Below are 14,079 nucleotides of genomic sequence, written 5' to 3' on the forward strand. Positions count from 1 at the left end.
TTTTATTCGTTTTAATTTTTCAATACTTTCAAAGTTATTTAAACCAGTTTTTGCAATATTTATTTTAATTGATTTTTTAATAATTAAAGAATTATTAAAATAGATATTAACTATTTAAAACTAATTTTCTTTCTTCTTCTGTAAGTTCGTACAAATCAAAGACCATTTTATCTATTTCTGAATCGGTTTTATTGATTTTATCTTGTAAATTATTTAATTCTTTTCTGTATTCTTCAAATATTTCGCTGTATTCTGGAATGTCTTTTTTAGGAATAGTTATTTTCTGTTTTTTAAGTTCTTTTACAAAGTCATTAAATTCTATTTCGTTAAATGAATCTAATTTTTTAGAAATTTCATTTAAATTTAGACTTACTTTTAGAATTTTAAAAAAATCTTTCTTTTTCTTTTGGAATTCTTTGTTTAAATTTAACATTAAATCAGCTTTTTCAATAAATGGTGCCTGCTTTTCGGGTGATATTTTTGGTATTGGAATTCTTGAAGTGACGGGATTATCAAACTGCATTGTACGAATTGCTTTTGCAAAAATAAATCGATATGCATACCAATTTATTAATTTTGAATTTAATAATAACCAAATTAATTTATTGGATACTTCGGGTTTTACAACAATTTGATTTATTGTATCAACGATTCTATAATCGCACCCCTTAGGGATACATGCCGTAATTTTTATATGATCCATTGGTTTTGTAATATGTGCAACAATTCTTTGAACTAAAACACTATTTTCATAAATAATAGATTTTTCATCATTTTCAACGTATTTTTTTCCAACTGTTCCTTTAATTCCAACAATACCGTGTCTTTGAATTTCGGCCCCGCCTAATACTCGGTAGTCGCCAGTTTCAGATATGTATTTTTGAAATAGTCCTCCCCTACTGTTACGTGAGATATCATTTAAGAAATGATCAAAACTATTCATTCTGTCCGCAATATTTAATTCTTGATTTGAAACGTTATTCAAAAAAAATCCATATTTTTCAAAAGTTGATTTATCAATGACTCCAATCTTATTTATTATAGGTTTATTCAGTACTGAAGTATGGTATGATCTAGTTTCGGAATTCTTTTTCAACTCAACAATGCATTGTTCTAATTTTACTTCGTCCCATACTTTTTTACAATCTACAATTTCAAAAATGTCTTCTTTTAAATATGAACGAATACTTTGATAATTGGATGAAAATATAAACGATTTTGGAATAATAAATCCGAGATATCCTCCATTTTTTATAGTGCCGTATGAAAATTTTAAAAAAGAGATGACAGTTTCACCACCTCCTTGAATATACTTATTTATCAGATAATTTTGTTCTACCGTACTTAATTTAGCACCATAAGGCGGGTTACCTATAACAACGTCAAAACCACCGTTTTCAATGATTTCTTTAAATTCTTCTTCCCATTTAAACGCTTTATCTCCTGCAACATTCATATCATCAATTAAAGAGTTTCCACATTTGATATTATTATCAAGTGCGGTTAATTTTTCCCCCTTTTCAACGGAATTAAGCCATAAAGAAAGTTTTGTAATTTCGACAGATTCGGCATTTAAATCTACACCGTAAAGGTTATTTCTTAAAATATCCGCTTTTAAGTTAAATAATGCAGTAGTTCCCCCCTGTAAATAAGATATAATCTTATTAACTTGATTTCCTTCTTTTACAAGATAATTTAAAGCTTGAATTAAGAAAGCTCCAGAACCACATGCAGGGTCAAGTATTTTTATATTTTTTAGAATTTCTTTATATTCTTGCCATGCTTTAAGGGAATAATTCGATTGAGTGTTAGTTCCAAGGTGAATACCATCTTTTAAACGATCTTTTTGCAACTGTTCGGTAGATACGTCGGTAAAATATTCTTTTGGTTTCCAAGTTTTAGATTTTCCGTCTTTAGTATTCTTGTTTTCTATTTTTTTAGCAATTTCTTCATTTATTTTGTTTTCAATCTCTTTTTTCCTATCTTCAAGCCAACCGCCAATAGCTTGTTCTACAATATATCTTGTTATATATTCTGGCGTATAATATACACCGTCTTTTTTTCTTTTACCTTTCGTTTTATCGAATTCTTCCCCGCTAACTGATGCCTTTATTTCTTCAAGGTCTGAAATAGACTGTTCAAATATATGTCCCAATATATTTACGTTCAAATCTCCCTCATAATCGTGAGTGGATAGCTTAACAATTTCTTTAAAAATATCATCTGAAACATTTAAACTGTCTAATTCTGCGTCTTTCTTAAATAGTCCCCCATTGTATGCAAAAATTCCGTTATTTTCATGACCTGAGTCTATGTTATCAAAGAGGAATTTATACAATTGCCAACGTGGCATTGAAAATTCAGTTTTAGCAGTTTTTTCCACCCTATCGATGATATCCGAAGGCAAAATTCCTTTACCTCTTGCAAAAAATACGAATAAAAATCTATCGAGGAGTTTTTGCGTTTTTTCGAGTAAAAATATTTCATCTTTTTCGGGATTATTGGCTTTTAACGTTTCGAATAACTTTAATCTAATGATTTTATATTCCGTATAAAACTTCTTAGTAATTGCTTCTTGATGCAATACTGTTTCAGAACACAGTTTTTCAGTTTTAGAGTCGCCAGTTTTAGAAATTAAGTTTTCAAAATTTAATAAATAGTAAAATTCCTTAAATTTATCATCATTTTTAAGTTCTGCAATGTCAAATAAATGATATTCTTCCATTCTAGTATTTACATAATTATAGAGCCTGATTTCCTTAAAGTTAGAAACTATTACCCATTTACAATTTTTTCCAGATTTTGCGGCATAATCAAAAGCCTGTTCTATCGGGGTTCTTTTGTCATCTTTCCTATTTTGTTTTAAGTCTAAATTGGTTTTTCCATCTTTTAGTTCTATTACTGCGTGAATGTCTCCTCCCCCTACTTCACTTTCAAAAAACCCTAAAGCACCATCTGCTTTTTTGCTGTCTACTTTTGTTTTTTGTTCATATTCTAAATTCCATTCTGTATTTCCTATTCTTGAAATATAGTTTAAAACCGTTCCAAAAATTTCCCCTAAAAATAAGCCCTGTAAGGCTTCCTCTTTAATAGTTTCTATCCCTTTATCTTCTATTTCAGTTATCCATTTGTTTAAAATCGTTCTTTTTTCGTTTAAATTTAAAATATCAGATAATTCAAATTTTTCTAATTTTTCTTTTAAAACATTCTTGTTAATTAGGATATGTTCCATCAAAAACCCCTCGTTAATTAGAAATTGATTTAATTTGAGTTTAAAATATGGATTAAATTATATTAAAATACAGCCGGTTAATTTTTATAACCTAGATTAATTTCTTTAAATGTTAAATTTTAAAGTACACATTTCGATGATTTTAAATTTTTTATCAATTTGAAAATTTGATGAATCCACTGAAAACTATTAAATCCTAGTTCCTTAGATTCTTTATTGTAGAGTTTTAATTTTTCTTCATTTTAGAGGTAAATTTCAGTTCTTGATAAAGTTACTGCCTACGGTATATTTTTAATATATTTTGTTTATATAGTAATGGTAAATGTCGATTTATACGGATTTAACACAAAAAGGTGTTTATGAAATGGTAAATAATGTAACAATATCTACGATTCAAAATGCGACAGAAGATGAAGAAAAGGTTTTAGATACTTTATCCTTTTTTTTACCCGAAATAATTAATGAAACTGATATTATTGCGGAAACAGTAGAAACAGAGGGCAATTTTGGAAATCCTATTGAAATACACACTATAACTGTTGAAGGAAAAAAAGCAAGACTTGTTTTTGAATACGTAATTGACCTTTTAAAAACTGATGAAAGAAATATTAATAAAATAAAAGATGACTTGGATTTAAGGATAGAAAAAAATAAACTTTATTTAAGATTCGATAAACAAAAAGCGTGTTTAGGTGAATGTAAGCTATTAGATGGCGATGACACGGTTAGAATAGTTGTAAATTTCAAAATTTTTACGCCTTCTGGAAAAGAAGAAAAAGTAAGGCAGGAAGTTTTAAAAAGACTTGAAAATAGGGGTGTATTTTAATGCACGAACTTTCCTATGCAACATCAATTTTAAATTCAATACTTGAAGTTTTAAAAGAACAGGAATCTCTTGGAAAAAAGGTCACAGGAGTTTCAGAAATTAATCTTGAAATTGGCGATTTAACCTTGATAAGTTTTGAACAGTTAAAATTTGCATTTGAAGTTATTGCTGAAAATACGCTTTGTAAAAATGCAGTTTTAAATACTGAAATGATAAAACCGAAAATTTCGTGTTTAAATTGCGGGTTTTTAGGAATTTTGGAAGTAACTGATGAATTAGAGGCAAAATGTCCAAAATGCGGAAGTATGAATGTTAGAATTAAAGGTGGAAAAGAATTCAATATTAAAAATGCAATAATCGAATTTGACGACTGATTTTATATTAAAAAAATTAAATTATTTTTTTTGGACAAATGCGTCCTTTTTAGCGCCACAAAGTGGACATTTCCAGTCGTCAGGGAGTTCAGAAAATTTTTTACCCTCTTTTTCTTCATTATACTCATAACCACAAATCGTACATTTCCATATTGCCATAAAAATCCCTCCATTTAATTAAATGTAATTTAAAATTCAAAGAAATATTGTATTTTATACCTTATATATTTACTATGTCATTAAATATCGACAAGTTTAAATACCAATTCTGACTTTTTCCCAAAAGTATTTAAAAGGCTTTTATTATCAAAATTTCTTCCTAATGCGGGCCATATTATCGAATCTAGGTGTAATGGGGGTATATTGGACTCTTTTGAAATTTTCCCCCAAAAAACTACAGGGTCTTCATCTGTAAGTTTTTTAGTGTAATTTTCAATTCTGGAGTCTTTTGGTATTTGTATTTCCATTGGATAGGGTATAAATTTATTAAAAACTATTCTTCCAGCGTATCCAAACATTTTAACGGCAAAAACTATCGTTTTAGACTCTTTTTTAGAGTTTAATTCTTTTGAAATTTTTAAGAGCAAATATTCCATATTTTGATAGTAATCTTCAAAGTTTTGAATAGTTAATCCGTTTAAAAACGGGAAAATCTTTTCAATTCGTTTTGTTTTAGTATCTAAAAGTCTTTTATTACCTTTAGACCCTCTTAAAAATTTAATATATTCTTTTAAAAGGTTTGATGGTTCAAAATCATGTTTTGACCAATAATCTGAAAATTCCTTCCACCATAGTTCGCCTGTTGTACCTAATTGGTAACTAACAAGTGAGTTTATTAAAATAAGCTTTATAAAAATTTCGTCACTTTTTATCGATTTTTTCAAATTTTTAAGTACAAAATACTGTAAATCAACGTTTTCTTCCATTTCACGTGCGAAATTTACATCAAGACTATTAAATACTTCTTTGATTTTTCTTATTTTTTCTAAATTTTCCATAATTTCAACTAAATGATTTTTATCTTAACAAATTAAGTATTTGGGAGGGATTCGTTTCAGGATTTAAGCAAGAGTCTTTTTTACAAATGTAAACAACAGGGTCTTTTGACGTTGGATATTCCTTTACAAAACTTGCTATTTTCTCAAGTTTTTTTAACCGTTCTGAATCGGAAGGTATGAATAATAGTGACATATTTGGCCGGTATACTCTATTTATTTCGTCAATAATTTCTTTAGTCGTCTTATTTTCTAAATCGCCAACAATCGATACATCAGTTGGGTCATTATCAAAATTATATGCCGAGAGCATTTGTAAATACGTAAATGGCGATTTTGAAATTTTTTCAGCAGAATTTTCAAATAATTCATATACTTTTTCATGGTATTTATCAATTCTTAAAATATGCGACAACTTTAAAAGATTTAATGCCATTATAGAAGTTCCAGACGGAATTGCGCCATCATAAATGTTTCTTACTTTAAAAATATTGTCGTTAACTTCTTTTGAAGCAAAATTAAATCCTCCGTCCTCCCAAAATAGTTCCAAAGTCTTTTCAGCAAAATCCCGGGCTTTTTTTAGGTATTCTATATTAAATGTTGCAAAATAAAGTTCAATTAATCCCCAAGTAATAAATGCATAATCATCAAGAAAACCTGGAACTTTTAACTCGTTTTCAATGTAGCTATGGTACAATTTTTCATTTATAACCATTTTTGAGAGTAAAAATGACATAGCATCTTCTGAAGCTTTGATATACTCTTCATTTTTAAAAATCCGGCCCGCTTTTGAAAGTGAAGCAATCATGAGTCCATTCCAGTCTGCAAGTATTTTATAATCTTTTGAAGGTCTCTTCCTATTTTCAAGCGCATCTAAAAGCTTTTTTCTTGCTTTTTCAAGTATTTGGTCAACTTCTTCGGGCCACATCTCCATTTCTGATGCAATTTCTTGGATTGAACGTTCCATGTAAAGAATATTGGTTCCGTTTGTAGCTTCAGTTGATTCTCCAAGGTAATTACCTTCAGGTTTGATATTATATACTTTTTTAAAAATATTATTTTCAGAATTTCTTAAAATCTGGTCTATTTCGGTAATGTTCCACGTGTAGAATTTTCCTTCAATCCCTTCACTTTCTGCATTCTCAGCAGAGTAAAAGGCTTTTTCAGGGGATTTTAATACTTTTAAAACATATTCAAATACTTCTGACACTATTTTTTTATGTTCTTCATTTCTGGTTGCACGGTAGCTTTCAAGGTATGCCATAGAAATAAGCGCTTGATCATAGAGCATTTTTTCAAAGTGCGGAAGTTTCCACATTTCGTCAACAGCATATCTGTGAAACCCGTAACTTATATGGTCATAAATTCCGCCCATTTTCATTTTATCAAGCGTTTTTATTGCCATTTCAAGTGCTTCATCGTTTCCAGTCTTTTTCCAGTACTTTATAAGAAATATTATTAAATGGGCAGTTGGAAATTTTGGAACGCCAAAACCCCCGTAATTTTTATCGTATATTTCTTTAAGCTGTAAAAATGCTTTTTCAAGTAATTTTTCATCTAATTTTCCTTTAGAAGTTGTTTTTGAAATATTTTCTAAATGAATTAATATTTCATCTGATCTTTTAACGATTTCATCATGTTTGATTGCCCATAATTCTGAAATTCCTTCTAAAAGGTCTATAATTCCGGGAGATCCAAAACGGGGCTCTTTTGAAATAAAAGTTGCTGCAAAAAATGGTTTTTTATCCGGAGTCATGATTATTGTAAGTGGCCACCCTCCACTTCCAGTCATTAGCTGACATGTTTTCAGGTATATGTCGTCAAGATCGGGCCTTTCTTCCCTATCGACCTTAATTGAGATAAAATTTTTATTTAATGTATCTGCAACATCAAAATCTTCAAAAGAATCTTTGGCCATTACATGGCACCAGTGACACGTAGAATAGCCTATGGATAAAAATATTGGTTTATTTTCTAATTTAGCTTTTTTAAAAGCTTCTTCGCCCCAAGGATACCAGTCAACGGGGTTTTTTGCGTGCTGTTTTAAATAAGGTGATTTTTCATTGATAAGACGGTTTTTAACCATATAACTCCCCCATTAAAAATTTATCAAATAAAAATCTGTTTTTAACTTGCTATATACTTAACTCTCGAAAAAAATTAAAAGAAATTATTTATTAATAAGGAGTTATTTATTAAAGAAATTATTTATTAGTCTTATCTTATACTTTTTTAGAATTGATTATTTTATCAATATTTTCAACTACAGGCTCCCTATTCCATATTGGAGTTTTATTTTTTTCGTATGCTGGTAATTTTTCTTCAAATATGGGTTTTTTACAAATATAAAATACTCCAAGAGGATATTTTTCGTTTTCAAGTGCCCTATTAAACGCTTCTTTTCTATTTTGTGGGTCGTGGTCATACATAAAATAAGTATTTTCTTGATACCATGATACCGTATTTACTTTGTTAAATGAGGGGCAGTTATGAAAAATATCCACAATTGAAAGACCTTTATGGCTAATTGCTTGTTTAATTATTTCTTTAGTTTCTTCAACATATCCCGAAAAGGTACGGGCAACAAAAGATGCATTTAAAGAGATTGCAAGTGCTATCGGGTTTAAAGGTTCTTCAAATACTCCAAAAGGCTGTGTTGGAGTTTTTGTATTTATAAGTGTGGTGGGGGAAGCTTGTCCTTTGGTAAGCCCATATATCTGGTTATTATGTATCAATACTGTAATATCGGGATTTCTTCTTATTGCATGAATTAGATGATTTCCTCCTTCTGCATACATATCTCCATCCCCTCCTTCTGCAATAACGGTAAGATTTGGATTAACTGCTTTTACCGCAGTTGCAGTTGGAATTGCTCGACCGTGAAGTGCATGAAATCCATTAACTAAGATATGGTGGGGCATTTTTCCAGCTTGCCCTATCCCCGAAATTAATGCCGTATTAGTTGGTTTTAACGATAGTTCAGATAGTGCCTTTGTAAGCGAATTTCTTATGGCAAAGTTCCCACAACCGGGGCACCATGAAATGTCTATTTTTCCAATTCTATCAAATGATTCACTATTCATTAATTATCCCCTCAAAATTTCTTCTAATTTTTTTGAAAGGTCTTCAACAGAAAAAGTTCTTCCGTCGTACTTTAATACGTTTGAATGAATGTTTATTCCAAAAAATTGTTTTAAAAGTTGTCCAAACTGTCCCGAATAATTCAATTCAACATTTATAATTTTTTCTGCATTTTTAAAATATTTTTCAGATTCTTTTGGTAACGGATAAACTTGATTGAAGTGTAAAAGTGCGGTATCCTTTAAATCTAGTTTTAAAAGTGCATCTCTTACGGGATAATACGTTGAACCCCATGTAACAATTAAATTTTTGTAGTTATCGCTTCCAAAAAATTTTGGCATTATAGAATCTTTTTCAATTAAGTTTATCTTATTATTTCGTTTTTCTGCCATTTTAGTTATGAGTTTTGGATCTTCCGTGACATCGCCAAATTCATCATGTTCGTTACCGCACAAAAGTACGATTCCATCCCCATATCCGGGAATTCCTCTTTTTGATATTGGACTATCGCTTAATCTGTACCGTTTATAATCTTTTTCGGTTTTGGTGATGTAATTTTCCTTTTTAATATGTTTAAGTTCTAAATCCGAAATATTGTAGTATGTATCTGATAAATATTGGTCAGAAAGAACAAAAACTGGAACTTGATATTTATCTGCCATATTAAATGCAAGTTGACTTGTAAAATAAGCTTCTTCAATACTTCCGGGTGCATAAATTATTCTTGGAAATTCACCCTGGCCAGAATAAAGTGCTAAATTCAAATCACCCTGTGCAGTTCTTGTTGGAAGTCCCGTTGAGGGGCCAGGCCGTTGTCCAAGATAAATAACGACTGGAGATTCAGTCATTCCAGAAAGGCTTACGGCTTCACACATCAGCGAAAAACCGCCCCCTGAAGTCGTTACAAGGCCACGTCCACCAGCATACCACGAACCAATTGCCATATTAATTGCAGATATTTCATCTTCAACCTGTTCTACAATTATTCCTAAATCTTTAGCATGGTTTGCGAGAAATACTGAAACACCTGTTGAAGGAGTCATGGGGTAAAATGATACGAAATTACACCCTGATCTTGCAAAACCTAACGCAAAAGCTTCAGTACCACTTAGCAACACTTCGTTTTTAACCTCACTATTTTTTTTAATGGTAATTTGGATATCATGATCAATTAAAATTTTTTTTCCAAGAGTATATCCTTTAAGAGCAGCTTTTAAGTTACTATCTATGACTCCCGCTCCTTTTTTTGAAAACTTTTCAGTTATGTATTTATTAAAAATTTCCAAATCTCCGTCAAAAAGGCCAAGAATAATTCCTGAACCAACAGTATTTGAAAATAATTCTCCACCAACACTTTTACTAATTTCTGTAATCGGGACATCGATAATGTTTTTATTATTTACGTATTCATCGTCAATATTTTTAATTTCGCCCAAAATTATAGTTTTTTCATCAAGTCTATCATTAAGATGGTTTAAAACACCTTTTTCAAAAGTTACAAGTAAATCTACCTTTTTAAAATACGAACGATTTTTTTTAGAGGAAACAACGATTTCAGTAGTGTTTATACCGCCTCTTACTCTAGACATATACTCTTTTGTAGCAAAAACGTTGTAACCAGATAATTTGAGCACCTTCGTTAGTGACTCTTCAATTATATGAATGCCTTGTCCTGCAGCACCGCCAAGAACTATTGAAACTTCGTTTTCAAGATTCATATTTCCCCTCCATTAAATATACATATAAATTTTGAATTTTAATATATTTATTATTGTTTGATTTAGTGATTACTATGAATGTTGAAATTTACGATGAAATGATAAGAGAACGCGGAAGAGAGTATTTTTTAAAAAATATGGTAGAATATTGTATTAAAAGAAATAATATACTTTATGGTAAAGTATATGGGGGGGAACCTTATTTTATAACGATTAATTTAAATGACATGACTGGAATATGTACTTGCCCTTACCAATATAATTGTAAACACTCCTATGCACTTTTAGAAGCTTATAAATGTAATAAATTTGAAGATGGAGATTTTTTATTTTCAAAATTGAAAGACATGGATAAAAATGAGATTTTGACTCTTTTTGAAGAGATTATTATAAAACATAAGTTATGGGATGAATTTATAGCACGTGAAAAAAATTTACTGGATACTGCAAAAAACATGCTAGTTCTTACAACAATTGAGAAAAAAAACATATTTACATTTATTTCCTTTTTAAGAAATCATTTTTTAAGAAATTCTAAAAACGAGGAACTTATACTTTTAATTCCTGAAGCGATTAAAACCATTCCAGATTCTAAAAAATTGGAAGAAATACTATTTTTAATTGTCGAAGAGATTTTTAAACGTGGAAAAATTGATAAAAACATTCTTAAAGAACTTGTTTTACTTTCAAAAAAGTATCGGGAACTATGGATGGTAAAAGACAGTATTATTGAATACGAATATTTTGAACTTTTAGAATATTAGATAATATATATTGATAGTATATATTAGATTATTTAATAAATATATTTATATAATGTTTTTAAAAATATAAACTACGACAATAAAGTCCATGCCATAATAAAAATTATATCTGAAAAATATATTAAGTTATCTAATAATAAAAAGGTGCTAAAATGGAAATAGATGTTACAGGAACAGTATGTCCAATGCCAGTTTTAAAAACAAAAAAATCTTTAGATTCAATAAATTTTGGGGAGGAATTAACAGTAACTGGGGATTACAAACCTGCTCTTCAAAATATCCGGAGATTTGTTGAAGAAAGGGGCCATACCGTAGTTTTTGCAGAGGAAAACTCAAAAGGTTTTAAAATTGTAATTAAAAAATAAGGTGGAAATTTGAAATTTACCATAGTAATTAAGGATGCCCCATATGGAAAGGAAAGAGCGTTTTCTGCGTTGAGATTTGCACTAACGGCGTTACTTGAGGGAACTGACGTTAATATATTTTTACTTGAAGATGGTATTTTTGTTGCTAAACGGGGGCAAAATCCTTTAAACGTTCCAAACTACTTAGAACTTCTTGAAAATGTGATTGAGGCAGGGGCCGTAGTAAAAGCTTGTGGGCCTTGTGGAAAAGCAAGAGGTATACTTGAAGAAGACCTCGTTTCAGGAGTTAAATTTGGCACAATGAATGATTTAACGGCTTTTGTTCGAGAATCTGATAGGAATATTACTTTTTAATTTTTTTAAATTTTCAACTTGTTTTTTCCTAAACTAACATGAAGGTTTTTATATTATTTTTTAAAAGTTAGCTTGATAGAAAAAGAGTTATTATACATAAATTTTCGAATTCTTACTAATTTTTAATTTTTTTAAAATTTTTTTAATTTTGAGTGGAAAAATAATGTTTGACAATGATAAAAAACACACTTTGGAAAAGCTTCAAAATGCAGTTGAAAATGGATACGTGGATCCTGAAATCATGTATTTTGTTGACCAGATAAACGAGCTTAAAAACTACTATACTACGAGTAGCTGTATTGGACGATGTGGAATTATCGAATTTCCAAAAGGCAAAAATCCTAAAATATACTCAAAGTGGCTTGGAAAATGGCACCACTATGCAGAATATTCTGAAATAGATGAAGCAATATCAAAAAAATCAAAAGATTTTGAAAAAATTTCGTTTGTTTTAAATTCTCCTATATTACATATTGCATCAAAGGATTTAAATTCTTCAAAAGCTCTTTTAGACCTTGCATACAATAACGGACTTAAAGGAACGTCAATAAAAGCAATTACTGGCAGAAGATTTATAGTTGAAATAATAACTACTGTAAAATTAGATGCACCGGTAGCCTACGATGGAAAAATGATAGTTGATTTTCAATATTTAAAAATATTGCTTGATGAAGGAAATCATAAGTTAAAACATGCGAGAAACTCTTTAAAACGACTTTATGATAAGTTAGATGAACTCAATCGTTGATTAAATATTAAATACTTTGAAATATATATTTTTAAATAGGTGGGTGATAATGTGCTCAGTCTAAAATTCACAGATTCAAAGGATATTTTTCCGTTTGCTTATGCAGTTCACATGCTAGTTAACAAAGCACCAGTTACTATGCGTTCAAAGGAAAATCCTGGCGTTAGAATCGAAAAAGGAAAACTTTTAGATGATATGTATGAGGGGTATGTTTTAAAACAGGCAATTGATACAGGGGAAATCTTAAGGGTAACTCCAATTGTCGGGCCTTATAAAAATGTTTCAGTTATTGTGGTGCCAATAATTGAAAATAGGGATATAACGGGTGCAATTGGCATAGTGGACTTAACTGCGGGAATTTTTGAAGAACTACATTCAATAACAAGAAGGCCTGAAATTATGAAATTCTTGCCTGATGATGCATTTCCAAAATAATACGTATTTTTCGGTGATAAATTGAAGAAAGTTTTTATATTCCCCCCAAATAGCCTTATTTTGGCAGATTTGGTTGAAAGATTTGGTCATAAGCCCCTAATGATTAATAACGCAATCGGTGAAAAAGTACGAAGTCTTGAGTTAGATACTCCACCTCTTAACATAACTGATGAAGATCCTAAAAAAGGTCTTAAATATGCGGCTATCGAGGTTCCATCCGGAGTTAGGGGTAGAATGTCATTAATAGGGCCTTTAATTGATGAAGCAGAAGCTGCCGTAGTAATGGTGCACTCTCCAATAGGCTTTGGATGTGTTGGCTGCGAAAGAACCAACGAACTTACAAAATACCTTATAAGACGAAAAGACATGCCTGTGTTAAATATTGAATATCCATCTTCCGATGAAGATGCAAAAATAATAGTTAAAAAAATAACGACATTTTTAGAAAGTTTGGAAAAATAACGACTTTTGGTGGTATATGTGGTAAAGTTAGTAAAGTTTATAGCTTTTATGCTAGTTTTTACATGTATTACGGCAATTTCTGCTGAAAGTACTTCTGATGAAGTATTTTTTGAAGATTTAAAAGATCTTGCTGAAAAGTATTCAAATGATTTAGATACTATTCCATTTTCATCTAATATTGCATCAAACGAAAGGATAAATTTGTATATTGGAACTGAAACCGGCGAACTTAACATTTTTATAGTGGTTTTTAATGGTAAAATCACGAATTTTGAAAAAGGAATGCTAAATGATGCTACATTGAATATTTACACTACAAAAAGTACAATTTTAGAAATTATGGATTCTGAAAATCCGATTTCATCTACTAAAGAAGCTTTAAAACAGGGAAAAATCAAAATGGAAGGAGTAGGATTTATAAAATCGCTAGAAATAGCAATAATAACGTTTTTAATGAATTTCTTTTAATTATAGTAACTTACTTTTTTGTTTTTGTTAACCGTTCCAAAATATATTTATAGTGTTTTACAGTAATCTGTTTTTCAGTAAACTAGTGTTGAGGAAATATGTACATAATCAAAAAATTACTATCTAAACATGGCGAAATTGATGCATGCCTTTTATGGATACTATTTACCGTCATAGCAGTATTGGTTCTTGCATTTAGCGTATACCAACTTCCAAATATGATATAATCTTATACAATCATCACATTAAAACTATTT

16 protein-coding genes are annotated in these 14,079 nt (G+C 29.9%); 10 read left to right on the forward strand and 6 right to left on the reverse strand.

Going from position 1 to position 14,079, the window contains the following annotated elements; translation table 11 throughout:
• Positions 1 to 106 precede the first annotated feature (106 nt).
• The gene (locus tag MEVAN_RS06760; protein WP_012066122.1) at positions 107 to 3,232 is read right to left on the reverse strand and encodes an Eco57I restriction-modification methylase domain-containing protein; all 3,126 of its coding nucleotides are present in this window, start codon (positions 3,230 to 3,232) and stop codon (positions 107 to 109) included.
• A gap of 364 nt (positions 3,233 to 3,596) precedes the next feature.
• On the opposite strand from MEVAN_RS06760, the gene MEVAN_RS06765 reads away from it, so the two are divergent.
• Together MEVAN_RS06765 and hypA are read left to right on the forward strand one after the other, a co-directional pair.
• Positions 3,597 to 4,058 carry an RNA-binding domain-containing protein gene (locus MEVAN_RS06765; protein ID WP_048059171.1) on the forward strand — a complete coding sequence of 154 codons (462 nt, stop codon included), beginning with the start codon at positions 3,597 to 3,599 and terminating at the stop codon, positions 4,056 to 4,058.
• Positions 4,058 to 4,432 (forward strand): hydrogenase maturation nickel metallochaperone HypA, encoded by a 375-nt coding sequence (gene hypA, locus MEVAN_RS06770; RefSeq protein ID WP_012066124.1) that lies wholly within the window; start codon positions 4,058 to 4,060, stop codon positions 4,430 to 4,432. Before MEVAN_RS06765 ends, hypA begins: the two co-directional genes overlap by 1 nt.
• Before the next feature lie 21 nt (positions 4,433 to 4,453).
• On the opposite strand, the gene MEVAN_RS06775 is transcribed toward hypA, so the two are convergent.
• The 5 genes from MEVAN_RS06775 to MEVAN_RS06795 all read right to left on the reverse strand — a co-directional run bounded on the left by MEVAN_RS06775 (position 4,454) and on the right by MEVAN_RS06795 (position 10,226).
• On the reverse strand, positions 4,454 to 4,591 hold the full coding sequence (locus tag MEVAN_RS06775) for a rubredoxin (protein WP_012066125.1): 138 nt from the start codon (positions 4,589 to 4,591) through the stop codon (positions 4,454 to 4,456).
• Between the two features lie 80 nt (positions 4,592 to 4,671).
• Positions 4,672 to 5,430 (reverse strand): N-glycosylase/DNA lyase, encoded by a 759-nt coding sequence (locus MEVAN_RS06780; protein ID WP_012066126.1) that lies wholly within the window; start codon positions 5,428 to 5,430, stop codon positions 4,672 to 4,674.
• Between the two features lie 19 nt (positions 5,431 to 5,449).
• Positions 5,450 to 7,513 carry a thioredoxin domain-containing protein gene (locus MEVAN_RS06785; RefSeq protein ID WP_012066127.1) on the reverse strand — a complete coding sequence of 688 codons (2,064 nt, stop codon included), beginning with the start codon at positions 7,511 to 7,513 and terminating at the stop codon, positions 5,450 to 5,452.
• A gap of 136 nt (positions 7,514 to 7,649) precedes the next feature.
• Positions 7,650 to 8,510, reverse strand: coding sequence for a thiamine pyrophosphate-dependent enzyme (locus MEVAN_RS06790; protein WP_012066128.1), 861 nt, complete (start codon positions 8,508 to 8,510; stop codon positions 7,650 to 7,652).
• A 3-nt stretch (positions 8,511 to 8,513) separates the two neighbouring features.
• Complete coding sequence (locus MEVAN_RS06795; RefSeq protein ID WP_012066129.1) at positions 8,514 to 10,226, reverse strand: 2-oxoacid:acceptor oxidoreductase subunit alpha; 1,713 nt, start codon at positions 10,224 to 10,226, stop codon at positions 8,514 to 8,516.
• Between the two features lie 74 nt (positions 10,227 to 10,300).
• Between MEVAN_RS06795 and MEVAN_RS06800 the strand changes: the two genes are divergently transcribed.
• From MEVAN_RS06800 to MEVAN_RS09070, 8 genes are all read left to right on the forward strand, one after another.
• The gene (locus tag MEVAN_RS06800; RefSeq protein WP_012066130.1) at positions 10,301 to 10,990 is read left to right on the forward strand and encodes an SWIM zinc finger family protein; all 690 of its coding nucleotides are present in this window, start codon (positions 10,301 to 10,303) and stop codon (positions 10,988 to 10,990) included.
• A 152-nt stretch (positions 10,991 to 11,142) separates the two neighbouring features.
• Positions 11,143 to 11,355: a sulfurtransferase TusA family protein gene (locus MEVAN_RS06805; RefSeq protein WP_012066131.1), complete on the forward strand. Its 213-nt coding sequence runs from the start codon at positions 11,143 to 11,145 to the stop codon at positions 11,353 to 11,355.
• A 9-nt stretch (positions 11,356 to 11,364) separates the two neighbouring features.
• On the forward strand, positions 11,365 to 11,709 hold the full coding sequence (locus MEVAN_RS06810; RefSeq protein ID WP_012066132.1) for a DsrE/DsrF/TusD sulfur relay family protein: 345 nt from the start codon (positions 11,365 to 11,367) through the stop codon (positions 11,707 to 11,709).
• Between the two features lie 163 nt (positions 11,710 to 11,872).
• Positions 11,873 to 12,457, forward strand: coding sequence for a tRNA(Phe) 7-((3-amino-3-carboxypropyl)-4-demethylwyosine(37)-N(4))-methyltransferase Taw3 (taw3, locus tag MEVAN_RS06815; RefSeq protein ID WP_012066133.1), 585 nt, complete (start codon positions 11,873 to 11,875; stop codon positions 12,455 to 12,457).
• A 51-nt stretch (positions 12,458 to 12,508) separates the two neighbouring features.
• Positions 12,509 to 12,892 carry a DUF2111 domain-containing protein gene (locus tag MEVAN_RS06820; protein WP_012066134.1) on the forward strand — a complete coding sequence of 128 codons (384 nt, stop codon included), beginning with the start codon at positions 12,509 to 12,511 and terminating at the stop codon, positions 12,890 to 12,892.
• 21 nt (positions 12,893 to 12,913) lie between these two features.
• Positions 12,914 to 13,354, forward strand: a complete 441-nt coding sequence (locus MEVAN_RS06825) for a methanogenesis marker 5 protein (RefSeq protein WP_012066135.1) — start codon at positions 12,914 to 12,916, stop codon at positions 13,352 to 13,354.
• Positions 13,355 to 13,372: 18 nt separating this feature from the next.
• Entirely contained in the window at positions 13,373 to 13,822 is a 450-nt protein-coding gene (locus MEVAN_RS06830) for a hypothetical protein (protein WP_012066136.1), read from the forward strand.
• Between the two features lie 98 nt (positions 13,823 to 13,920).
• The gene (locus MEVAN_RS09070; protein ID WP_269479006.1) at positions 13,921 to 14,049 is read left to right on the forward strand and encodes a hypothetical protein; all 129 of its coding nucleotides are present in this window, start codon (positions 13,921 to 13,923) and stop codon (positions 14,047 to 14,049) included.
• Positions 14,050 to 14,079 lie beyond the last annotated feature (30 nt).

Origin of the sequence: Methanococcus vannielii SB, assembly GCF_000017165.1 — an archaeon.
In the GTDB taxonomy this organism is placed as follows: Archaea; AGJL01; Methanococci; order Methanococcales; family Methanococcaceae; genus Methanococcus; species Methanococcus vannielii.

Excerpts from the sequence above, each read along its gene's own strand:
- MEVAN_RS06760 (WP_012066122.1), bottom strand. The coding sequence starts at position 3,232 with ATGGAACATATCCTAATTAACAAGAATGTTTTAAAAGAAAAATTAGAA.
- MEVAN_RS06765 (WP_048059171.1), top strand. The coding sequence starts at position 3,597 with ATGGTAAATAATGTAACAATATCTACGATTCAAAATGCGACAGAAGAT.
- hypA (WP_012066124.1), top strand. The coding sequence starts at position 4,058 with ATGCACGAACTTTCCTATGCAACATCAATTTTAAATTCAATACTTGAA.
- MEVAN_RS06775 (WP_012066125.1), bottom strand. The coding sequence starts at position 4,591 with ATGGCAATATGGAAATGTACGATTTGTGGTTATGAGTATAATGAAGAA.
- MEVAN_RS06780 (WP_012066126.1), bottom strand. The coding sequence starts at position 5,430 with ATGGAAAATTTAGAAAAAATAAGAAAAATCAAAGAAGTATTTAATAGT.
- MEVAN_RS06785 (WP_012066127.1), bottom strand. The coding sequence starts at position 7,513 with ATGGTTAAAAACCGTCTTATCAATGAAAAATCACCTTATTTAAAACAG.
- MEVAN_RS06790 (WP_012066128.1), bottom strand. The coding sequence starts at position 8,510 with ATGAATAGTGAATCATTTGATAGAATTGGAAAAATAGACATTTCATGG.
- MEVAN_RS06795 (WP_012066129.1), bottom strand. The coding sequence starts at position 10,226 with ATGAATCTTGAAAACGAAGTTTCAATAGTTCTTGGCGGTGCTGCAGGA.
- MEVAN_RS06800 (WP_012066130.1), top strand. The coding sequence starts at position 10,301 with ATGAATGTTGAAATTTACGATGAAATGATAAGAGAACGCGGAAGAGAG.
- MEVAN_RS06805 (WP_012066131.1), top strand. The coding sequence starts at position 11,143 with ATGGAAATAGATGTTACAGGAACAGTATGTCCAATGCCAGTTTTAAAA.
- taw3 (WP_012066133.1), top strand. The coding sequence starts at position 11,873 with ATGTTTGACAATGATAAAAAACACACTTTGGAAAAGCTTCAAAATGCA.
- MEVAN_RS09070 (WP_269479006.1), top strand. The coding sequence starts at position 13,921 with ATGTACATAATCAAAAAATTACTATCTAAACATGGCGAAATTGATGCA.